At 57.1% G+C, this 21,014-nt stretch carries 21 protein-coding genes and 2 tRNA genes; 11 read left to right on the forward strand and 12 right to left on the reverse strand.

The features are described from left to right. The first annotated feature begins 97 nt into the window (after positions 1-97). Complete coding sequence (locus AC0QKW_RS13340; RefSeq protein WP_473151567.1) at positions 98-718, forward strand: TraX family protein; 621 nt, start codon at positions 98-100, stop codon at positions 716-718. Between the two features lie 193 nt (positions 719-911). Further along, positions 912-2,726 carry a diguanylate cyclase domain-containing protein gene (locus tag AC0QKW_RS13345; protein WP_473151568.1) on the forward strand — a complete coding sequence of 605 codons (1,815 nt, stop codon included), beginning with the start codon at positions 912-914 and terminating at the stop codon, positions 2,724-2,726. A gap of 24 nt (positions 2,727-2,750) precedes the next feature. Here the strand turns inward: AC0QKW_RS13345 and AC0QKW_RS13350 are convergent, their stop codons facing one another. Both AC0QKW_RS13350 and rnc read right to left on the reverse strand, forming a co-directional pair. Beyond that, positions 2,751-3,575 carry an SDR family oxidoreductase gene (locus AC0QKW_RS13350; RefSeq protein ID WP_473151569.1) on the reverse strand — a complete coding sequence of 275 codons (825 nt, stop codon included), beginning with the start codon at positions 3,573-3,575 and terminating at the stop codon, positions 2,751-2,753. Further along, complete coding sequence (gene rnc, locus AC0QKW_RS13355) at positions 3,572-4,243, reverse strand: ribonuclease III (RefSeq protein ID WP_473151570.1); 672 nt, start codon at positions 4,241-4,243, stop codon at positions 3,572-3,574. Before rnc ends, AC0QKW_RS13350 begins: the two co-directional genes overlap by 4 nt. 134 nt (positions 4,244-4,377) lie before the next feature. Here rnc and AC0QKW_RS13360 point away from each other — a divergent pair, with 134 nt between their 5' ends. Both AC0QKW_RS13360 and recF read left to right on the forward strand, forming a co-directional pair. Continuing rightward, entirely contained in the window at positions 4,378-4,611 is a 234-nt protein-coding gene (locus AC0QKW_RS13360; RefSeq protein ID WP_473151571.1) for a type II toxin-antitoxin system HicB family antitoxin, read from the forward strand. A 154-nt stretch (positions 4,612-4,765) separates the two neighbouring features. Then, positions 4,766-5,896, forward strand: a complete 1,131-nt coding sequence (gene recF / locus AC0QKW_RS13365) for a DNA replication/repair protein RecF (protein WP_473151572.1) — start codon at positions 4,766-4,768, stop codon at positions 5,894-5,896. Here recF and AC0QKW_RS13370 read toward each other — a convergent pair. The 6 genes from AC0QKW_RS13370 to AC0QKW_RS13395 all read right to left on the reverse strand — a co-directional run bounded on the left by AC0QKW_RS13370 (position 5,893) and on the right by AC0QKW_RS13395 (position 10,687). Then, on the reverse strand, positions 5,893-6,282 hold the full coding sequence (locus AC0QKW_RS13370) for a phage holin family protein (protein WP_473151573.1): 390 nt from the start codon (positions 6,280-6,282) through the stop codon (positions 5,893-5,895). The two genes, recF and AC0QKW_RS13370, sit on opposite strands and share 4 nt — an antisense overlap. Then, positions 6,275-6,751: a hypothetical protein gene (locus tag AC0QKW_RS13375; RefSeq protein ID WP_473151574.1), complete on the reverse strand. Its 477-nt coding sequence runs from the start codon at positions 6,749-6,751 to the stop codon at positions 6,275-6,277. Before AC0QKW_RS13375 ends, AC0QKW_RS13370 begins: the two co-directional genes overlap by 8 nt. A 66-nt stretch (positions 6,752-6,817) precedes the next feature. Then, a complete protein-coding gene (locus AC0QKW_RS13380; protein WP_473151575.1) occupies positions 6,818-7,381 on the reverse strand; it encodes a DUF4126 domain-containing protein in 564 nt (187 codons plus the stop codon). Positions 7,382-7,487: 106 nt separating this feature from the next. Beyond that, the gene (locus tag AC0QKW_RS13385; RefSeq protein WP_473151576.1) at positions 7,488-8,723 is read right to left on the reverse strand and encodes a hypothetical protein; all 1,236 of its coding nucleotides are present in this window, start codon (positions 8,721-8,723) and stop codon (positions 7,488-7,490) included. An 89-nt stretch (positions 8,724-8,812) separates the two neighbouring features. Beyond that, on the reverse strand, positions 8,813-9,787 hold the full coding sequence (locus AC0QKW_RS13390) for a hypothetical protein (protein WP_473151577.1): 975 nt from the start codon (positions 9,785-9,787) through the stop codon (positions 8,813-8,815). A gap of 228 nt (positions 9,788-10,015) precedes the next feature. Beyond that, complete coding sequence (locus tag AC0QKW_RS13395; protein WP_473151578.1) at positions 10,016-10,687, reverse strand: Npun_F0813 family protein; 672 nt, start codon at positions 10,685-10,687, stop codon at positions 10,016-10,018. A 262-nt stretch (positions 10,688-10,949) separates the two neighbouring features. Between AC0QKW_RS13395 and AC0QKW_RS13400 the strand changes: the two genes are divergently transcribed. Together AC0QKW_RS13400 and AC0QKW_RS13405 are read left to right on the forward strand one after the other, a co-directional pair. Beyond that, positions 10,950-11,022, forward strand: a tRNA-Arg gene (locus AC0QKW_RS13400). 257 nt (positions 11,023-11,279) lie between these two features. Continuing rightward, positions 11,280-11,963, forward strand: a complete 684-nt coding sequence (locus AC0QKW_RS13405) for a rhomboid family intramembrane serine protease (RefSeq protein ID WP_473151579.1) — start codon at positions 11,280-11,282, stop codon at positions 11,961-11,963. Between the two features lie 48 nt (positions 11,964-12,011). On the opposite strand, the gene AC0QKW_RS13410 is transcribed toward AC0QKW_RS13405, so the two are convergent. Then, positions 12,012-12,518, reverse strand: a complete 507-nt coding sequence (locus AC0QKW_RS13410; protein WP_473151580.1) for a DUF1643 domain-containing protein — start codon at positions 12,516-12,518, stop codon at positions 12,012-12,014. A 72-nt stretch (positions 12,519-12,590) separates the two neighbouring features. Between AC0QKW_RS13410 and AC0QKW_RS13415 the strand changes: the two genes are divergently transcribed. Then, positions 12,591-13,904, forward strand: a complete 1,314-nt coding sequence (locus tag AC0QKW_RS13415; RefSeq protein ID WP_473151581.1) for an MFS transporter — start codon at positions 12,591-12,593, stop codon at positions 13,902-13,904. A 49-nt stretch (positions 13,905-13,953) separates the two neighbouring features. Here the strand turns inward: AC0QKW_RS13415 and AC0QKW_RS13420 are convergent. Further along, positions 13,954-14,027: transfer RNA gene (locus AC0QKW_RS13420), tRNA-Arg, on the reverse strand. A 75-nt stretch (positions 14,028-14,102) separates the two neighbouring features. Between AC0QKW_RS13420 and moaC the strand changes: the two genes are divergently transcribed. The 3 genes from moaC to AC0QKW_RS13435 all read left to right on the forward strand — a co-directional run bounded on the left by moaC (position 14,103) and on the right by AC0QKW_RS13435 (position 16,205). Beyond that, positions 14,103-14,603, forward strand: a complete 501-nt coding sequence (gene moaC, locus AC0QKW_RS13425) for a cyclic pyranopterin monophosphate synthase MoaC (RefSeq protein ID WP_473151582.1) — start codon at positions 14,103-14,105, stop codon at positions 14,601-14,603. A gap of 121 nt (positions 14,604-14,724) precedes the next feature. Further along, a complete protein-coding gene (locus tag AC0QKW_RS13430; RefSeq protein WP_473151583.1) occupies positions 14,725-15,519 on the forward strand; it encodes an SAM hydrolase/SAM-dependent halogenase family protein in 795 nt (264 codons plus the stop codon). A 182-nt stretch (positions 15,520-15,701) separates the two neighbouring features. Further along, positions 15,702-16,205: a hypothetical protein gene (locus AC0QKW_RS13435; RefSeq protein ID WP_473151584.1), complete on the forward strand. Its 504-nt coding sequence runs from the start codon at positions 15,702-15,704 to the stop codon at positions 16,203-16,205. 91 nt (positions 16,206-16,296) lie between these two features. Here the strand turns inward: AC0QKW_RS13435 and AC0QKW_RS13440 are convergent, their stop codons facing one another. After that, entirely contained in the window at positions 16,297-16,581 is a 285-nt protein-coding gene (locus AC0QKW_RS13440; RefSeq protein ID WP_473151585.1) for a hypothetical protein, read from the reverse strand. Positions 16,582-16,961: 380 nt separating this feature from the next. Between AC0QKW_RS13440 and AC0QKW_RS13445 the strand changes: the two genes are divergently transcribed. Continuing rightward, positions 16,962-17,504: an REP-associated tyrosine transposase gene (locus AC0QKW_RS13445; protein WP_473151586.1), complete on the forward strand. Its 543-nt coding sequence runs from the start codon at positions 16,962-16,964 to the stop codon at positions 17,502-17,504. Between the two features lie 60 nt (positions 17,505-17,564). Here AC0QKW_RS13445 and AC0QKW_RS13450 read toward each other — a convergent pair whose 3' ends face one another. Continuing rightward, positions 17,565-20,345, reverse strand: coding sequence for an NACHT domain-containing protein (locus AC0QKW_RS13450; RefSeq protein ID WP_473151587.1), 2,781 nt, complete (start codon positions 20,343-20,345; stop codon positions 17,565-17,567). Positions 20,346-21,014 lie beyond the last annotated feature (669 nt).

Raw genomic sequence — 21,014 nt, forward strand, 5'->3', positions numbered from 1 at the left:
TGACAAAATCAACGATGGTTATGACAGGCTTAGCCAGTGCAATCGTATGGTGGGCGATCGCAATCGCTAAATGGGGCACCGCCCACCGAGCTTCACCATGGTGTTGACTAACTACGCCATCAAACTGCTGGCCGCCGCCACTATGCTCATCGACCACATCGGCGTGGTCTTTTTTCCCGATGCGATCGCATTTCGCATCGTTGGCCGCATTAGCTTTCCGCTGTTTGTTTGGCTGCTGGTGCAGGGCGAAGCTCACACCCGCAATGTTTGGCGCTACGGCCTGCGGCTGGCGGCTCTGGGCGCCGTGACCCAGCCGATCTATCAGCTCACCTTTGACACGGCAAGGCCCAATATTTTGTTTGAGCTGCTGCTGGGCCTGGTTTGTCTGCGCCTAGCCCGCAATTTTCCTCGGTTTGAGATTGCTATCTGGCTGGGGGCGGTGGGGCTGAGCGCAGGGCTTAACCTGGGCTATGGCAGCTATGGCCTGGGCCTGATGATCTTGACCCGCTACTTTCGCCGCGATGGGTGGTGGGCGCTGCTGTGGGTTGGGTTTCATCTGCTCTGGGCCTGGATGGAAGGGCCATTTCAACTGCCTGCGATCGCAGTGCTGCTGATTTTTTGGTTTGCCAACGGCGATCGCGGCCCCCAGGCACGCTGGTTCTACGCCTTTTACCCCGGCCATTTGGCAGCGCTGTGGCTGATTCGATCGGTCGGATAAGTTATCTATGAGCTGGGCGATCGCCTGCAAGAGCTGCTTGACAATAAAACAACAGACGCACTCACCCCAGAGAAATCCCTCTGATTAGAAACCCTTGGTGAGTTGAACAACATCTTCCTTTACAACTGTTTAACCGCTTGGGGTTGCTCTAGAAAGCGGTGGGCATACTGTCTCTAGAGTGAGTCAGTAGCCCGTGAAGCCCGTCCGATTTTGGCTGAGTAAGTTAGATCTACGCCGCAGCTTTCGCAAACGCCTGGGGGCCGCGATCGCCGCCACAATTCTCCTGTTTTCTCTGCTGCTGGCCTCGATTGTGGGCAACATTAGCCAGCGCCAGACCCAGGCCGATCGCGGTGAGCTGCTGGCCCAGCTGGCCTACCAGCTGGCGGGGGCACTCGATCGCGACATGTACATCTATTTTCAAGAAATTCAGACCCTGGCCTCGCTGGAGGAGATGCGATCGCCCGATCGCCCCCAGGCCCAAAAGCAGGTACTGCTCGATCGCATGCAAGAGGCCTATAGCGACTTCGCCTGGATTGGTCTTACCAATACCCAGGGCACCATCATGGCCAGCACCCAGGGCCTTTTAGCCGGGACAGACGTCTCTGAGCGACCCTGGTTTATCAAAGGCCAGACCCATCCCAATGTGCAAGATGTTCACCCCGCCAAGCTACTGGCTAGCCTGGTGCCCAACCCCAGCTCCGACCCCCTGCGTTTGGTAGATGTGACTGCTCCCGTGTTTGACGACGAGGGCACGTCCGTGGGCGTGCTGGGCGGACACCTCTACTGGCAGTGGGCCACCACCCTGCGAGATAACCTGCTTCAGCCGCTAAAAGACTACAAGCAGGTAGAAATTCAGATTTTGTCGAGTACTGGAGACGTACTGCTGGGGCCAGGGCGCAGCCCTGACGACGACAGCGCGCCGCTCAATCTGAGCCAGCTAAAAAGCTTTCAAGCCGCGCAGCAAGGAAAACCCGATGCTCTAGTAGAGTCTGGGCTTGACAACGCCCCGGCCCTGACAGGCTACGCGCAGACCCAGGGCTATCGTAGCTACCCTGGGCTGGGCTGGGTGGTGCTAGTGCATCAGCCCACCCAAGCGGCTTTTGCTTCCGCGCGATCGCTCAAGGCCAGCATCTTGCTCTGGGGCGCAATTCTAGGCCTCATCAGCAGCGCCCTCAGCTGGTATATTGCTGGGCAAATGGTGAAGCCGGTACTGGCGATCGCCTCCACTGCCGAGCGCATTCGCACTGGCGATACCCGTAGGCCCATGCCGATCTTTCCAGGCCGCGACGAAATTGCCCAGCTCTCGCGATCGGTGGCACAGCTGTTTGCCAACCTAGAGCAACAAAAGGCCCTACTCCAGCGGTTCAACACTGACCTAGAGGGCCAGGTCGCGGCCCGCACCGACACCCTCAAACAGCTCAATCAGCAGCTTCACCAAGAAATTGAGGTGCGCAAACAGGCAGAGCTGGCCCTACAAGGTGCCAACCAAGAGCTGCAACGTCTCACGTTGGTCGATGGGTTGACGGGCATTGCCAACCGCCGCCACTTTGACCAATATCTAGAGCAAGAATGGCAGCGCGCTGTGCGAGAGCACCTGCCACTCTCTCTGATTTTGATTGATGTGGACTATTTCAAACTTTACAACGACCACTACGGCCATCAGGCGGGCGATGCCTGCCTGCGCCAGATAGCCCAGGCGATCGCCATTCCCCCCCGCCGCGCCACTGACCTGCCTGCCCGCTACGGCGGCGAAGAATTTGCGGTAATTTTGCCCAACACTGACGAGACTGGGGCCGTCTATCTGGGCGAGACCCTGCGCCAGGCGGTCAAGGCACTCCACATGCCTCACCAACAATCGGCTGTTGGCCCCTGGGTTACCATTAGCCTTGGCGTCGCCACTTGCCTGCCCTCAACCACCCTCAACCCCATTAACCTGATCGCAACTGCCGACAATTTGCTGTATCAGGCCAAGCAGCAGGGGCGCGATCGCGTTCAGGGCAGTGTTTAACCGCCGCCACCTGGGTATAACGCTCTAAAGGTGCTCAAACGTTGGCTGTTTGAAGTCATAGCCTGTGGCCTTGAGCTTTTGGTTTGACACTCGCACGTTGTAGGGCCGAGCACTGGGTTGAGATGCGTCCCACTGGACGGGGGCCAGATGGTTGACCTGGCAGACCCGGTCAATGAGTTCACGCACGGTAGGAATTTCGTCTTGCACTAGGTTGTAGAGACCGCTAAGAGCATGGGTCTGGGCATGGGCGATCGCCCCCACAATGTCATCTAGGTGAATCCAGTTGCTGGCTTCGTGGCCGCTGCCGGGGCGGGTAGTGCCAGCGGCCCGGCTATAGATTTTGGCCAATTCTCGACCCGGCCCGTAGATGCCGCCGAGACGAAAGATGCAGACTTTGCGCTCTGGCGTGGCGGCGTTGAGCAGGGTGTGTTCGGTCTCCAACATAATTTTGCCATTGTCGGTGGCAGGCTGGGCCGGATCATCTTCTCGTACCCAAGCGCCGTCGTAGTTGCCGTAGACCGAGTAGGTGCTGGTAAAGATAATCTGTTTTAGATTGGGTGCCTGGTCGAGAGCGTTTACGACGGTTTTGGCGGTGTTGAGATACACCTCTTTGTAGTCGGCCTGGCGACCCGCCCCCACACAGATAAGCAGGGTGTCCTGATCTTGCAGCAGGGCAGTAATGCCGTCTGTATCTGACCCGTTGACGACCTGTACGGCGGTTGCGACCTGCTGGAGAGTGGGGATGCGATCGCGGTTTGTCGTGGTCGCGGTGACCTCAATGCCCTGGGATTGCCAGAGCTGAGCTACCGCTGTACCCACGTAGCCACAGCCTAAAATTGCTGATTTCATTGTTTTAGCTTCCTCAGTGCTGCGATCGCCGCCTGTTTGCGGGCTTCTTTAATGCTGTTGCCCTGACCAGTACCGTAGCTTTCCCCCGCCACTTGGACTTCGTAGACAAAGACCTTGGCATGGTCGGGTCCAGATCGCTCTACTTCTACGTAGTTGGGCAACGTCCCACCCCAATTGGCCTGCACAAACTCTTGGAGGGCCGTCACTGGGTCAGTCACCCATAGCTCATGGACGCGATCAACCAGCGGATCAAATATAGACTTCACGTAGGCATAGGCGGCAACGATACCAGTATCTCGGTAATAGGCTCCAATCACCGCCTCAAAGACATCGGCCTGGACGCTGGGATTGTTGCGCTCTGCTTGGGCGCCTACCCCTAGGCGTATTCGAGCGGGAATGCCCAGTTGTACAGCTAGCTCAGCCAGCCGTGACTCATCTACCAAAACATCGGCCCGTTTAGACAGCTCTCCCTGATTCCACGCCCTGTGGCGCTCAAATAGCAGATCGCGCACCACAAACTCCAAAATGCTATCGCCCAGAAATTCTAACCGCTCATAATCTGCCCCTGCTTTGGGGTGCTCGTTTTCTTCGGGATGCTCGTTGGCGTAACTGCTGTGGGTTAGCGCCCGTCGCAGCCAGGCCTCGTTCTGAAATTCCGGTAGTTCCATTGGTGAGAGGTTCAGAGTTGCTCTAGTGAAATGGTGCAGGCCAAAGAGTAGGGTGACTGGGGTTGGTTATGGCTGGAGTCCCCCTCTTTCAGTCATCATAGGGAATCAAGCGCATTCGTTTTTCGGGCTGCCCGATGACTCTGCAACTGCAACAGACGATCAAGTCTTTCATTCGGCCTGGAGAGCAAAGCGGCTATGTCGCTGAATGCCTGGAAATCTCTGTGCTTATCCAGGGTGAAACCCTCGATAAAGTGGTTAGCAATCTGCAAGCGGCCATTTCTTTACATTTAGAAGATGAGGATTCAGCACAGTTTGGTCTAGTCGCCCATCCTTCAGTGTTGGTGACCTTTGAGCTGCAACCTAGCTAGGCCGAGGTTTAAGCGTTTATATTCCAGAGTCTGAGCTAGCCAAGTATTTCTGCCAGTGACGTGGGCATCCGTGTAGTGATTTGAGTAGCGATCGCCCATCCCGAGGCTTCTCGCCGTCCTGTATCCTAAATCAGTCCAGACCTCTCTGACACCCTTGTACCTGACCCACCTATCGCTGAAGCACTTTCGCAACTACGGCGAGCAGCAGATCGACTTCGCCGCGCCGAAGACTATTTTGGTGGGCGAAAATGCCCAGGGTAAGTCAAACCTGCTGGAGGCGGTGGAGCTGTTGGCAACGCTAAAGTCGCACCGAACGGGGCGCGATCGCGATCTCGTGCAGCAAGACCAGCCCATGGCCCAGATCACCGCCTCCGTGCGCCGGGAGTTGGGCATGGCAGACCTCTCGCTGGTGCTGCGCCAGGCGGGCCGACGCACCGCCATTCTCAACGGCGAAAAGCTGCGGCGGCAGCTCGACTTTTTGGGGGCGCTCAACGCCGTGCAGTTCTCCAGCTTAGATCTCGATCTGGTGCGGGGCGGGCCGGGGGAGCGGCGCGCCTGGCTCGATACGCTGCTCAGCCAGCTAGAGCCGATGTATGCCTACATTTTGAGCCAGTACAACCAGGTGCTAAAGCAGCGCAACGCCCTGATCAAGCAGTTTTACAGTGACGACGATGGGGAGTCTGAAGCAGCGATCGACCTCACCGAGCTGGCCCTGTGGGATGCCCAACTGGCTGCTCTAGGGACGCGGGTGATTCGGCGGCGGGCGAGGGCGATCGCCCGGCTGGCCCCGATCGCTCACCAGTGGCACCAGGCGATCAGCGGCCAGCGCGAAGACCTCCAGATTCACTACCAGCCCAACGTGCCCATGGTAGACGATGACCCCCAGGTGATTCAGGCCAGCTTTTTGGAGAAGATCAAGCAGCGGGCGATCGCCGAACAGCACCAGCGCACCAGCCTGGTTGGCCCCCACCGCGACGACATTGAGTTTGCCATCAACGATACCCCTAGCCGCCAGTACGGCTCCCAGGGGCAGCAGCGCACTCTGGTGCTAGCCCTCAAACTGGCCGAGCTGCACCTGATCGATGAAGTCGTGGGCGAACCGCCCCTGCTATTGCTGGATGACGTGCTGGCCGAGCTAGATCTCAACCGCCAAAATCAGCTTCTAGAAGCCATTCAAGACCGCTTTCAAACCATCATCACCACCACCCATCTGGGAGCCTTTGGCAGCCAGTGGATGACTTCATCGCAAATTCTCACTGTCAAAGCAGGCCAGATTGTGGCTTAGTCTTTAGCCTTGAGCAGGGCCATCGATCGCGCTAGGCGAGCCTGGGTCTGGGTCATCAGCGGGCCGCGCAGCCGCAGCCGACCGATGGTCAAAAAGAGCAGTCCAAACACCAAATTACCCCCCGCTACGGCACCAATGGCTTGCAGCCACGACAGACCCAGCTCTTCGGCAAACACAATGGCTGCCACCTGAGCCAGCACTGCCACCGTCACCAGCAGGCCAATACCAATGCTCACCATGATGACGCCGCTAATGAGCCGACGGCTTTCATAGTTGGCTTCTTGCACCGCCACATCGAGGTGCGTGTCAACCAGCACCGACAGCAGCCGCAGCAAGCGCCGCAGGTAATCTTCGAGCTGATCCCAGGTGGAGTTGGAGCTAGTCACGCTTACCTCCCAAGATCAGGCCCAAGACAAAGCCGATGCCGAGGGCAATCAACAGGCTTTGGCCCAGGTTGCTGCGGGCGCGCTGCTCTAGCTCGGGCAGCATCTCGGCCTTGAGTTCTTGAATCAGGTGCTCGGTGCGCGACTCTAGATCATCGAGCAAATTCTCAATGCTTGACGGCGGTGAAACGTCATCTTTAGAGGTGCTCGGAGCTTTTTTCCCCAGTTTAGAGACGATCGAGGCTTCGTCCTCGGGCTCAACCAGGGAGGCTAACTCATTGATCTGGCGGCGAATGAGGGTTTGGGTGCGATCGGTTTCGCCGCTGATATAGGCGACGGCCAGGTCTAGATCGCCCTCGGTAGCCAGCAGATTTTCTTCGATCAGCTGGGGCCACTCGGCCATAACCAGCGGCACCATAGCGTCAAAATGTTGGCTGAAGGTCTTCTGTACAGGGGAAATGGTGTTGGCCATAGCTCAAGCTCCCATGGAGGGGTTCACGGCGGGCGCAGGGGCTGCCACAAGGCAACTGTACAACGTCTAATAGCTGCGCCATTTGCGGCGGCGGCGACGGCCCACAGCGAAATACAACAGTACGCCCACTATGATGAGTACCAAAATCGGCACGGCGATCGCCAGTACCGAAAGGATGGTTGAGCTGGCCAGCTCTGTGGTCGATACTGCAATATTGCCCACCGGCCCCGTCGTTGCCGTCGAGGCCAGCCGCGCCAGCCCGGTAAAGGCCTGGGTGCCACTGGCTACCCCACCCCCGGCTATCAGCGCCAGACTCCACTGCAAGAAGGGGTTCATATCGCCCCCTGTGACGGCAGCGGTTAGCACGGTACCGGCGATCGCCGCCGCCGGCAGCTCTACCGCATCCATCAGGTTGTCAACCACCGGTATAAAGTAGACCAGCACCTCTAGAGCCGTGGCCACAAAAAAAGCGATGATGGCTGGAGTTGTACCCATCCAGGCCATGCTGGGAGAAAGGGTGAGATAACCCTGGTGAGCGGCAATGCCAGCCACTAAAAAGGGTACTAAGATCCTAAATCCAGCGGCAGCACTGAGGCCTATGCCGATGGCTATATGCAGCAATACGTCCATTGTGTTTTGCCTCCAATGCCGTAAAGCCTAGTTTATGGGCAGATCGACAAAAGTGAGCCTCTCAGACAGTTAACTTTTGATAGCCAAACGGTGGAGTCGATGAGCCTTACTCATCGATGGTCGTTACCCATGCCTCTGCCGGATCGCTGTCCAGAGAGAATACCTGTCCATCAATAAACAGACGGGTAATGCCCTTAGCCTGGAGGTAGGCGCTCGTGGTTTGCAGCAGGCTGCCGTCGGGCACCTTTACCACCCGCTGGTTGCGCCGCGAAAATCGCCGCGCCACATTGTGGTTTTCAAATACGGGCAAGGTTTGCGACTCGCTCTCAGACTCAGGAATCTGACCCAGCTCGGCGAAGGTGCGCAGGGGCAGCACCACAAGCTCCGACGACGTGCGCTCGACCACCACGTAGCATAGGGGGGGCAGCACATCGGCGGTGAGTGGAGAAATTTCGATAGTCTCCATAGCCGTCGCGTCACCGTGGTGGTGAAGCCTCTCCGTGGGGGAGTCAATACCGCCCCAGGGGTAGATATTCTCCCCATCGTTATCCCCGTCGTCGCTGTCGTCATCGCCGTAGTCGTCGCCGAGTACGGGGCTGTCCCAGTCGTCGCTATCGTCATCACCGTCGAGGTCAGCCTCTGCCTCGGGGGGCTCGGGGGCGATCGCCTGGGCCGACTTGAGTACCGGTCGGGCTGGCTTTGCTGGGGCGGGCTCGGGGTCAGGCAGGGTTAGCTGGGTGGGCTCTGGGGTCGAGTCTGTGGCCTCTGGCAGGTCGATAGCCTGGGCTTCGGGTGCCGAGTCACGCTGGGTGCGCCGTCGGCGGGCGGGCTTAGTGGTTTTGGTGGTAGCCTCTTCGATCGCAGTCGAAGGGAGGTCTTCAGGGCTAGCACCCTCTGCTGCGCTGGCGGCGATCGCAGACGCAGGCTCATCAACTTTGGTCTTGCTGCGGGGCTTAGCCTTGGGCGTCACCGCCGGTGGGTCGGCGGCAACCGGGCTAGCGGCTTCTGTAGGCTGCTCGGCTGCCGGTGGTGCTGGGGCAACTTCAGCCTTCTTTCTACCTCGGGGCTTAGCCTTGGGCACAGCGGGCTCTAGCTCTACTGGGAGAGCGATCGCAACTTTCTCTGCGGCGTCTTTCTCGGTAGAGCTTTTTTCTGGGGTGCCCCGTTTTTGCTGAATTAAAAGGCTATATTCTGCTTCGGGCAGGCTGGACTTGAGCAACCGGCTAATGGTGCTATTGCTGACCCCATAGCGATCAGCTAGGGTCGAGGTCGTCTCTTGGGGCTGGCGGTACAGGCTCAAGATAGAGGTCTTGTCAGCCTCGGTCAGCTTTTTTGGTGCCATGCCAGGGGTCTCGTAAGTGCCATCTAATATCTTAAGCCCAAACTCCTAAGCCAAGGAGCGATCTAGCCCTGGGCTTACTGACCCAGGAATTACCGACGACGACGGGCGCTGCGCCTGGTATTGGTCGAGACGGCATATTCCACCACGGCCCCCAAGCCAAAGAAAACCGCTGAAAAGGTCCAAAAGACCTCCCACAGGCTGCCTTCGATATAGGTATCGGTGTTGACGGCGTAGGCAAAAAACATATCGGCGATGTAGAGGCAAATAGCGGCGATCGCAATCAGCTTCCACGACTGGGAGTAGCGACCGCCCCAAAAGGCCACCAGCAGAGTACCGGCAATGATCAGCAGCACAATGTCGCCAATCAGGTAGAGCAGCCCGACTCCATCGGCCAACGGCTCTAGAATTTGGTCAAACTGCGAAACCCACCCTGGCGCTGACGAGGGCTCGTCTAAAGGTTCTGGAGCAGCCACCGGCTCTAGCTGAGCCGGTGCTGGGGGAGCCGCCTCAGCCAGTTGGGCCGGGGGAGCGGGGGCGGGCAATGGCACCGCCGTCGCCGCCGGCAAGTTGACAAATACGGCCAGCAAAACCCCAGCCAGGCCAATGCCTGCCACAATCAGCCACTGAGATAGCTCTAGGTTGAGCCGTCGAGGCAGCACCGCCTTAAACATGCCAGTGGCTAGAAAGACATAGCTCAAAATGTAGAAAAAATCACCCAGCGACACCGATGGGTCTAGCCCCCAAATGGTGCCCCAGATAAAGAACAAAACATTGCCAAAGGTATAGCTCAACAGCCCCAGGCCAATCCAAAACCAGACATTGCGACCACTGACAATCTGGCTACTTCGCCAGTTGCGAAAGCACAACACCGACGCCAGGAAAAAAGCGCCGATCTCTAGCAGGTTAATGCCCACCAAAAACCAGCTCGGCTGGTTGCCCTCTGCATCAGGGGCGCTAAACAGGAGAAAGAACAGCAGCGTCACTACCCCCCAGGCGATGCAAGCCCCGATCAAAATCGGCGTAGATGTAGCCCCGGCAGAGGTCGAGTTTGATGATTTAGTCAAGGGTTTACTCCAAAAAAACTCCACGTCACCAAGGCTAGCTTCAGGGTTACGTTCACCCGCGAGGCGGGGTTTTGACCATCGCCCCACGGGCCGATCTGACCATGGGCCAGGCCAAGCCACAAGCCAAGCACAACGCCTGAATTGTACCGATTCCCTGGGAAGTTGTATCGACAGGGCAGCAGAATCGATTTAAATTGTGTCAATCAAGGCGATCGCCATGGTGTCCGCCTAGACCCAGACCTTTCCGGCTGGTGACTGTTGTAGCCAGCGCTGAAACTGACCCTGCTCAGCGGGGCTCAGATCTTCGATCGCCTCCAGCGCGCGCGCGGCAAAGTTGGCATTGCCAAAGTAGTCTTTGCCAATGCGGTAGATCTCTTCGAGCAGACGGTGCAGGTGGTGGTCTTGCCAAGGCGGTAGCTGGGGCATGGCTAGGGGGTCAACCGTCAACAGCGCCCTGACCGCATCGGGCTGGTGGGTCTGCGGAAACTTCCACGCGGCAAACACCTTGGCAACGTCGTCTTCAAACTGACGGGCCTGCTTGGCCCCGAGTAAATCTTCCACATCCATATAGAGCACCTGCACCATCAGCAGGCAGGCTTTGATCATAGTCGCGGCGGCTGATGGCAGGCTGGCGTCAGCATCGTTTGCCGGTATAAGTTGATCCAGCCGCACCTTGCCCCAGATGCTAAAGCGGTCGGGCTCTTCGAGGAGCACACAGGCTTTGCCTCGGTTGTCGGTGAGGTCGCGCCACAGCGACCGGGCATCTTCTTCTTGAGCAGCGGTAAACACACTCAGCAGACGAAAGGTTTGCCCCTGGTACGACAAAATTGGAATTTGCTGATCTTTTTGCGGATGATGCATCGTCTTGATGTCAACATCCTGCCGTTTGAGGATAAACATGTTATGGCCTGCTGACTCCTAGCTGAGGTATAGACCTGCAGTAGGCGGCTGCAACGGTAAACCGCACCCTTAGTACTGCCCTGTAGTCGTAAGAAAAAAGACTGACAACCTCTAGCAACATCAACCAATCTAGGCTGATAAGTGACTTATTCTAACGGCCCTGGGTGTAATCACAACACTGGGCTAAGGTTTCTCACTATTCTATTCGCCTTAGTCTGCCCCCAGTGCTACCCTCACCATCTAAAATAGGGTTAATTTGCAAGGGCCATTAGCTCAGCGGATAGAGCAACCGCCTTCTAAGCGGTCGGTCGCTGGTTCGATCCCAGCATGGCCCGTCACCTTAAAACCCTTGCAGCGCAAAGACCATAGCCTGCGAGGGTTTTCACTGGGGATTGCGATCGCCCCCCTCAGTCCCCGGATTATCCCCACTGAGCCATGGTGAATCATACTAAAGCCGAGAACGGTACGGGGAACAGCGGGGGCGATCGCCCCCCCGATCGCGTCTGGCCTCAGCCCTGGGCAGTAAGGGGGCGAAAAAGCTACGCTGGTGGAGGGTTAAACCCCATGCAAGCAACCCATTCAAGCAACTATCTTGGACGACGCAGATCTACAGGCTAGACTCAAACAGTTAGAGGCGGAGCTAAACACCGCCCAGCCGCCGGCCTCCCCCCGCTCACCATCTGGAAGGCCCGATTCTTCAACCCAGAGCCCAGCCCAGAGCTGGAGCGATCGCCTCAAGGGCAATGCTTTGCTGCCGATCTATCTGGTGGCGATTCCCTGGGCGCAGGAAATCATCGACCAGGTGGTATTTGGCGGTCGCTGGAACTTGCCCCTGCACCCCCGCAGCCTGGAGGGCATACCGGGCATTTTTCTCTCGGCCTTTTCCCACGCCAACTTTGCCCACTTGATCGGCAACACCATTGGCTTCTTGATCTTTAGCTGGCTGATTTTGGCCAAAAGCCGCCGCGACTACTGGGTCACCCTGCTGGTGGGCTGGCTGGGGGGCGGGGTAGTGGCCTGGCTGCTTGGCCCCAACAGCGTCCACGGGCTGAGCGGGGTGGTCTATACCCTGTTTGGCTACCTGCTGTGCATTGGCTGGCTAGAGCGGCGGGTAGTGCCCCTGCTGATCTCGGTGTTTGTCTTGGTCAACTACAGCACGTTTATTTTTGGCATCTTTCCTACCCAGCCAATGGTGGCCTGGTGGGGGCACCTGTTTGGCTTTGTGCTGGGCATTACTGCGGCTTACGGAGTGTATCGGGAGCCAGGGCAGGCGTAGGGGACGGGTGATGCCGCGATGCGCAGGGGCAGACCCACGTGTCTGCCCTCAAGAGTTTTGGGACACTAACCAGGATCGTGGCGAAATAGAGCCTGGCACATAGAGAGGATGGCGGGGCTGTCCGGTGAGGTTTTGACCCAGGCAGCGGCACTTGGGGTAGTGAGGTCTGAGAAGTTCTAGAACCGTGCGATCGCGCCCTCCCAGACTCCCCCCGTTGCCCCAGGCCAGCAAGATTTGATCGGCCTGGTGGGCCGCTTTGAGCAGCGCAGTATCATTCTCTGGGCCAATCGGGTCATTCACCTGGCGTAGCACCCGAGGGTGGGGGCTGCGGTAGGCAAACAGGTTGACCACAGCGATCGCCCCAAAGCCCCAGCCCTGGGCCAGCCCCATACAGCGACGAATGGTCGGGTCGTCTACGCTACCGTCAGCCCGGCTCGGATTCAGCATGATGATGGCCAGGGTAGAGCCGTCGCTCCACCGTCGCCCCAGACTGTAGCGATAGTGGCCCGTGGAGTCGAAGCTAGCCCAGCGATCCATGGCCGACGACTGCAACATTTGTTTACATTATGGGTAAGGCGTTTTCTTGGGCGGCGACACCGCCTGGGAAGGCACACAACCTACAGGATTATGACTTCATCTATTTTCTCAACCTTTAGTCCGCCGGTGCGTAACAATCTGGCGGTGCTGTTTGCTGCCGGGCTGTGTTTTTGGGCGGGGTTAGCCGGGCTGTTGCCAACCCTGCCGCTGTTTATTGAAAGCCTGGGGGGCAGTGGGCAGCAGATCGGCATTGTGATGGCGTCGTTTGCCATTGGCCTGCTGGTGGCGCGACCCTATCTGTCGCGGCTGTCTGACGAGCGGGGCCGCAAGCTGGTGCTGGTGGTGGGGCTGAGTGCGATCGCGATCGCCCCCTTTGGCTACCTGCTGGTGCAGTTTATTCCTCGCGCCATGCTCTCTCTGGCCTTCGCCGGTTACACCCTGACGCTCGATACCTCGATTCTGGCCATGATTGGCATTCGTGCCTTTCACGGGTTGAGCATAGCGGCTTTTGTGGTGGCCTACAGTGCCCTGGTGCTCGACCTGGCCCCCCCTGCTAACCGGGGTGAGCTGATTGGCTACATGACCCTGGTAAACCCCATTGGTCTGGCCCTCGGCCCAGCCCTGGGGGGCTTTCTCTACGAGGCCACGGGGTTTACCACCGCATTTTTGGTGATGGGGCTGCTGGGCATTGTCGGGCTGCTGCTGGTGGCGCGACTGCACGAGCCCTATCAACCCCGCAATGCCGCTGACCAAGGCTCTAAGGCATTTTGGGGCCAGCTGTGGAGTGGGCGGGTGCGCACCCCGGCGATCATTCTGCTGCTGGTGGGGTTGGCCTTTGGCACCCTCAGCACCTTTGTGCCGCTCTACGTGCGCGAGGCCGGTCTGGCGCTGAATGTGGGGCTGATCTACACCGCCTCCGCCATGGCTAGCTTTATGTCGCGGCTGGTGGCGGGGCGTGCCTCCGATCGCCACGGTCGGGGCCGGTTTATCACCGCCAGTCTGCTGATCTATAGCCTGGGTATGGGGCTGTTTTGGGTGGCCCGCAGCACGCCGATGTTTTTGCTGGCGGGTTTTTTGCAGGGGTTTGCTGGCGGCACTCTAATTCCCATGATTGCGGCACTGATGGGCGATCGCTCTAGCCCCAGCGATCGCGGCCGCACCTTTGGCCTGGCCATGGTCGGGTTTGATGTAGGCATTGCCCTGGCAGGGCCAGTGTTTGGCACCATCGCCGACCAGATCGGCTACCGGGGCATCTTTGGCCTCTCTGGGGTAATGACCCTGGTGGGCATGGTGATTTTTGCCACCGCTAACAGCAAAGATCTATCCCACTCTCTGCGGTTTGCCCTGGGGCAAGGCCAAGATGTCTACGCCATTGACCTGCCCCAACCGATAAAATCTCGCTAAATACAACAATCCCGCTAGACGAAGGCTCGTCTAGCGGGATTGTTGATAACGGGCGAGGAGGGATTCGAACCCCCGACACCGTGGTCCGTAGCCACGTGCTCTAGTCCACTGAGCTACACGCCCCTGTGCAGGCTTTTGATACTAGCACATTCTCCTGGACAATTTAAACCACCCCATCGCTAAAAATTGGCCAATTCTATGACCGATAGTTTTTCACCATCGCCCCTCACCCATCTCAACGACCAGGGCCAAGCTCATATGGTCGATGTAGCAGCTAAAGCTCAGACCGTTCGCGAAGCCGTAGCCATGGCCACCGTGGTCATGCAGCCCCAGACCCTGGCCGCCATTGAGGCAGGCAACGCCCCTAAGGGCGATGTCGTTGGCACCGCCCGCATCGCTGGCATTATGGCCGCCAAGCAGACCGCCAACCTGATTCCCCTCTGCCACCCTTTGCCGATTCAAAAGGTGGAGGTACAGATTACCCCCGATGCCTCGCTGCCGGGCTACACCATTCAGGCCACGGTCAAGATCAAGGCTGAAACCGGGGTCGAAATGGAAGCCCTCACCGCTGCCAGCGTCGCTGCCCTCACCCTCTACGATATGGCCAAGGGCTTGGAGAAATCTATCGAAATTCGCGGCATTCGCCTGCTGAAGAAGACTGGGGGAAAGTCGGGGGATTATGTGGCTGAGGCAAGGTAGATGGGAGACCCTGGAGCGTGGGTCAGCGCCAATACCCCGGCTCTAGCCACCGCCCGATCTCCAGACCCACGTTCTCTAAAAGAGAGAACTCTCGCCAGGTAAGAGTGAAGAGAAAAGGGAAATGCTGAATGTATCAATGCCTGTTGCGCTGATCACCGATTTTGGCACCCAGGATAGCTATGTGGGGGTGATGAAAGGCGTAATGATCTCCCTTTACCCAGGGATTCAATTCATCGATCTCACCCACGACTTGCCCCCGCAGGATCGCTACGCGGCTCGGTTTACTCTGCTCAGCGCCTATCCCTACTTGCCAACGGGGACGGTGTATCTGGTGGTGGTTGATCCGGGGGTGGGCACCAGCCGTCGGGCGATCGCCCTCCAGACCGCCCGAGGGTACCTAGTCGGGCCAGACAATGGCGTCTTCAGCGGCGTTCTCGACTACGACTCGGCTCTCAGCGCCGTAGAACTGACCAATCCTGACTACTGGCTGTCGCCCCAGCCCAGCGCCACCTTCCACGGGCGCGACATTTTTGCCCCGGTGGCGGCCCACCTGGCCAATGGCGTGGCGATAGAAAAGTTGGGGCGATCGCTCGATTCCCAATCTCTAGTGCGGCTGCCGGTGCCCCCTCCCGTGCAGACCACCGCTGGCTGGGAGGGAGTAGTGCAGTACATCGATCGCTTTGGCAACGCCGCTACCACCATCGCCGCCAGGGCCCTAGGCTCCGGCCCGTGGACTCTCAGTCTGGGAGAGATCATCCTGCCCAGTGCAACAACCTATGGCTCTGTTGCCCGCGAGGAGGGGCTAGCCTTGGTGGGCAGCCACGGATTTGTGGAAATTGCTGTGAATCACGGCAGTGCCCAGCAGCGCTATGGGCTGGGGGTGGGCGATCGCGTTGTAGTCAGCGGGTCTATGTAGCAGGGCCCCGGTGCCACTATCTATCACCGAGGAGATAAACCACTCACGATAGTAATAAACCGGCCCCAAGTACCGCAACTTAAGGCTGAAAATAGACTACGGCAAGACTTTAAGCCGATCATTCAAATAGTATTTATAATCATCAATGCTGAAAAAATTTCGGTTAAGAAGGTAATTTTTCCATGAATTTGTCTCGTTTTTGGGCTTCATCTGCCGTTGCTGCGGCTTATCTACTGGGTGCCGTAGCCTGCACCACCCCCGTCGAAGTGCTCGACCCCGAAGCGCCTGACGCTGAAGCCCCAGCCACCGATGAACCCGTTGCCAATATCGGTGTCTTTTGGGGCGATGTAGAAAGCCCCGTGGGTGGCACCGTCAAAGAGCTGCGCCTGCCCGGCCCCGAAACCGCCGCCATGGTGGCCTGCGACCAAGAAGGTTTTGTGCCCTTCGCCTACAGCGACATGGGTATGGATTGGGTCGGTTGCCAAGTGCCGAATGCGGGCGACGCCGTTGGCCCTGAGTCGGCCCTGACCGAGCCCGAACTGTCGGACGAGCCCAGCCCCGTCGGCGGCACCGTGTCGATGGTCACCATCCCCGGCCCCCAGAGCGCCATCTCGGTGGTGTGCAATACCGGCACCCCCTTCGTCTACGAAGACCAGGGCACCTGGATCGGCTGCCAGGGCAGCTAGGGGTAGCCATATAAGGCGAGACACTGTTGTGTCACCGAATTGAGCCAGGAGCCAGTTATGGCGGCACTCCTGGCTCTTTAGGCATTGGCGGCTAGCTCAACTGTCGATGCCGGATCAGGTAGCTAAACGCTTCCCCCTGCTCTGGGGTAATCAAAATCCCCGACTCTGGTATCGCAATCAACTGGCTCCAGGTCATCTGTTCTGCATAGTTGAGCACATGCAGGGTGTGGATGGTGGAGCGCACCCCGTCGGGCGAGCCAATCACCAGATGGCGCAACCGTTCGCGCTCCGGCTGGGCTTCTGGGTTCGCCAGCAGCAGGGGTTTTGTCGCCTCGCCCCGACGGGCCGACGACACTAAATAGGGCAAACACAACATGAGGAATTCCTCCAAAACAACGGTGGGTAGGAAATTCCCCAAAAACTTGGCCGCCCCAGACATGTGCAGTTCAGGGCGGCCAGGTAAAATCAACCTTAGCCTCCGAGACTGTGTACGCAGTCGACGGGGTTAGCCGCTGGTTGGTGTTGACAGCACCTTCCAGTGGCGTTAGACCAAATTTTTGGGAAGCTTAGACTGCACGCAGACAGCCATAGCTCAGTAAAGTACTCCTTTCGGCTACCGGAATCAAGTCAAAATCGCTACAGAGCCTAGCTGATGGCCTGTGTAGGTTGGGTGGAGCGCCAGCGTAACCCAACTCTCCTGATAGTTTGCCTGCCCAAAAACCTACCCTAAGCGCACGAATTCTCTCAACTACATCCATGCGCTACCGGCGCGCCCAAACCTCAGGGGCCACCTACTTCTTCACCGTCGTTACCTACAATCGGCAACCCCTATTTCATCACGACGAAACCATAGCCCTACTCCGCAAAGCCTTTCACATCGTCAAAACAGAGTCTCCCTTCACCATTGATGCCATCGTCATCCTGCCCGACCACATCCACAGCATTTGGACTTTGCCCGAGGGTGATGCCGATTTTTCCTCTCGATGGAAGCGCATCAAAGCCTGGTTTAGCCTGCGGTGCCCTAAAGCCTACAAGCAACAACAATCTATCTCCCGCCTTCGCAAAGGGGAGCAAGCCATTTGGCAGCGACGGTTTTGGGAACATCAGATTCGTAATGAAGCCGACTTTAGGCAGCATGTGGATTACATTCACTACAACCCGGTAAAGCATAATCTGGTGAATAGGCCGCTAGATTGGCCCTATTCGAGCTTTCATCGCTATGTTGCAGATAGGGCCTATCCGGCAGATTGGGGCGCGACAAGAGCGGTTGAGTTTGATGAAAAAATTGGTCGTGAGTAAGGGATTAGAGCTTGGTTTGAGGGTGTTGGGTTCCACTGCGTTTCACCCAACCTACGTCGTCTAGAGTTCACATTGCACAATTCGATAGAAAATGTCTTGAACAGAGATTCCTTGGCTTGCTCTTGGCAAAAAACTATTCGCCCTTACCCACAACTCATACTTGCTTATCACTTGATTTTCTTTCTCAAATGTCAACTCATTGGCCACTGCCGCTGGGAGTTGACCTGCTAAAGCCTTCAAAGAGAATGTTAAGCGCAAATAATCCCAATCCACCTGTTGCCAGCCAACCCGTTCAGCAAAAAGAATAAAAGTGTCATTGTTGTCTCCCTTGAGGCTAACACCGCACCGCAGTAGAAAACGCCTCACCGAAACAGGTATTCTCTCAATTACTGCACCGGCCCCATAAAAATGTTCACCTTCCAATTGCCCACCTACATCTAGCCAAATCTGCTTCTGAACACTAAAGCCAAATTGTCCTTGACTAAGCTTCACCCAGAGGTTGTCAATGGTCAATAAGTCATCACAGGGAAAGTTGCGAATATCATCAACGTTGAGATAGCCCTGTTCTTCCCGACCGGCCACCTGCAGCATCACTTGCAAGGTTTCTTGATCTGCTTTGCGCCATTGTTGAGCGGCCAGGTAAGTGGCCAGTCGAGCATACCGAGTCGGCACCCAAAACCGCACCAGTCGAATGCCGCTCTCCGCCAAGTGCCGGTCAGCTTCAATAGAGTGCTGTCTCAGTTCATGGTCTGTGGGCAAGCGATAGCAAGCGGTCGCTCCGCCAAGCGTAGTCAGGTTTAGATACGTGCCTAGCCAGGCACAAAAGCGATACGCCTCTTCTCGACTAATGCCGTTAACTGGTTGACTGGCTTGACCCGGTGGAGCCCTCCTGAAAGTCACGGGCAGAGATACTTTTGTTGATAAAAGTGCTTTTACCTCAGAATGCTCTAAAAAGCGCTGATACTCTGCCCAGGTCACGTAGCTATTGTCAATTTGAAGGGCATCGTCAACCCGAACAAACCGCCGCAAACGGCGAGTCAGCCTCACATCAACGGCTAGATTAAACTGTCCTGGGTCAGTCGATGTTAGTCCTGCCTCCAAAGCATTCAGCAGGGCCTGCCGCACATCGGGATCGACTTCAGCACCTTCCTCGACACAATCGTAGGCTAGGGCCAGAGCCGAGATCGATTCACGAGTTAGGGCCGCTTCAATCAGTTCTGTGGCATTACTCTGGGCGGCGTACAGCCGAATGGTTTCATCCCACCAGGCGTCTTCAAAATTAGCGACGAGCAAATGGCTACGGTGGGTGTCTTTAATTTCGGCTGCGGCCAGGTATTCTTGCAAACTCTTGTGGGCAAATTCATACTGTCCACGCTCGCGCTCGACCAGCAGACCACTCAGATCTTCCGCCTGTTTGATGAACGTAGCTCCGTCAGCGCCTTGCCCGGCTACAGCGGCTAGCTTTGCTTGAATAAGTTGGCTTCCAAATGGCAGCTTAAACTCACGGGTTTTTTGTTCCATGAGTCCCAGTGCTAGGGTTTGCAGTACCGACTTCTGCTGGTTCACGGTTAAGGTGGCGGTCAGCCCTTTGGCATCGGCCCTGCGCCCCAGCAGCACATCACAAATCTCGGCATATAGCTCTAGCCGACTGCCGGGCAAGGCTCCCCGAAACCGATGCACGGTGGCAATCATAGTCAACAGCAGCGGGTTCACGGCCATCGCCGACAGTGGGGCATTGTGGCTGATGCGACCAATCAAATCATTCGCTTTTTGGTTGGCCTCGGCCTGCACAGCGGGGGTATTGCGGCCCAGACGGCTCTTGATCTCATGCTGCCGATACCAGCTCTGCACAAACTTTTTGACATCAGCAAAGGTAAAGGGCTGTACCTCCACCATGGCCCTGATTCGCTCCACTGGAGCGCTACGGTAGCCAAAGGGGCGAGAGGTGACGATGAAGGGCGTCGGATAGATCTGCATCTGGCGATCGACCCAGTGGCTAACCTGCTGACGCTGGGCCTCATCTGCTACTTCATCTAGCCCATCGAGCATGACCAGACATCGCCCCTGTTTAAGCTTGCTGTCAAACCAGGACGATCTGGGCTGAAGCTCTTTAACCAGGGGCTGCTGGTGAATGAGTTCGGCCAGCGTAGGGGGCTGATCACTGGTAATTTTGTCTCGCACATCCCTGAGATAAATCAGCACAGGAATCAGTGCTGGTACCTGTCGGTGCTTCTGACGCTGGCGATTGTGAGCATAGGTGAGAGTCAGATATTCCAGTAAGGTAGTTTTGCCTGATCCCGGTGGGCCGAGAATTGCCAGCCGACAATCAGTACGGTCTTTACCTGCTTGAGCTAAGAAATCCCAGATGTCTAGACGGTTGACATTACTTCTTGGTAGCAGCATCCCGGCTGAAATTTGATTAAGGCTTTCAGGTGCCACCTGCAACGAGACAAAAACCTTATCGAGATCTAAAACAAAGTCACCCTGAGTCTTCAGCCCTTTGGTGCGATAGTCGCGGTAATGGTCAATCAAGCTGGTGTAGTAGTGCCCTTTGAATTGATCGGTCACACCCCACCAGAGGCGAGGCACCCAGCTAGCCAAGACCCAGTCCAAAAATTGGTCAAAGTAAGGCAGCACCTTACTACCGATTTTGACCAATAGCCAAACCCCAAAGGCAATGCCAAGGAAGATTCTAAATTCGGGCCAGCGCGAGTTTTTGGCGTGGTCGGCAGCGATGGCCACAAATATACCGGGCAGTCCCCAGCCCACCAGCTTGTTGTCTAAAAACTTTTGTACCGGTTCCCACCAGGCGGGCTGATTACTGGGAGCTTGTATAGTCATGGCAAGGAACTTAAAAGGGCTTGTGCCCAATTTTAGTTCTCGTAGGTTGGGTGAAACGCAGTGGAACCCAACGCCAGAGCTAGTGTCGTTGGGTTCTGCTATCGCGCCACCCAACCTACAGATTCAGGCGTGACAGAGCACTAGTGTGAGGCCGCAACGCTTTAGTGCGGCTGCGCAACATTCGACTGTCAGGCCGCAATGCTTTGGTGCGACAGCCCAACTTTCGATTGCGAGACCGCAACATCTTAAGTTGCGCCGCGACAATGCGGCTGTAACAGCACAACCCGTCAAGTAGTCAATACACAATGCTGCTGTCATAGAGCAACTTCGAGCAGTCGCCCGCTACAACCTTGCCGGGTCAATACATAGTGCCGCTGTCATTGCTGCAAATCAATCATTCCCGCCCTGCATCACGATTGTTGCGCCACACCTCGCTTCGACCCGCTGCAACATTCATCCAGGCTTCATCAAAACCGCTGGTGTCGGGTCACAATCTTTCAAATTGAGGCTGCAATATGCTTCCTGCACCGGGCAATCTTGACCATAGACAAGACAACGCCTCGCCCCAAGCGTCGTCTCCGATCGCCTGACCTGAAAGCCTTCGTCGCTGCCCCACCTATCCGTTATCACGCCTGAAATGTCTTCAGGCAAACTGATTCAACCTATCTG

The organism is Pseudanabaena sp. PCC 9330, from assembly GCF_055795045.1.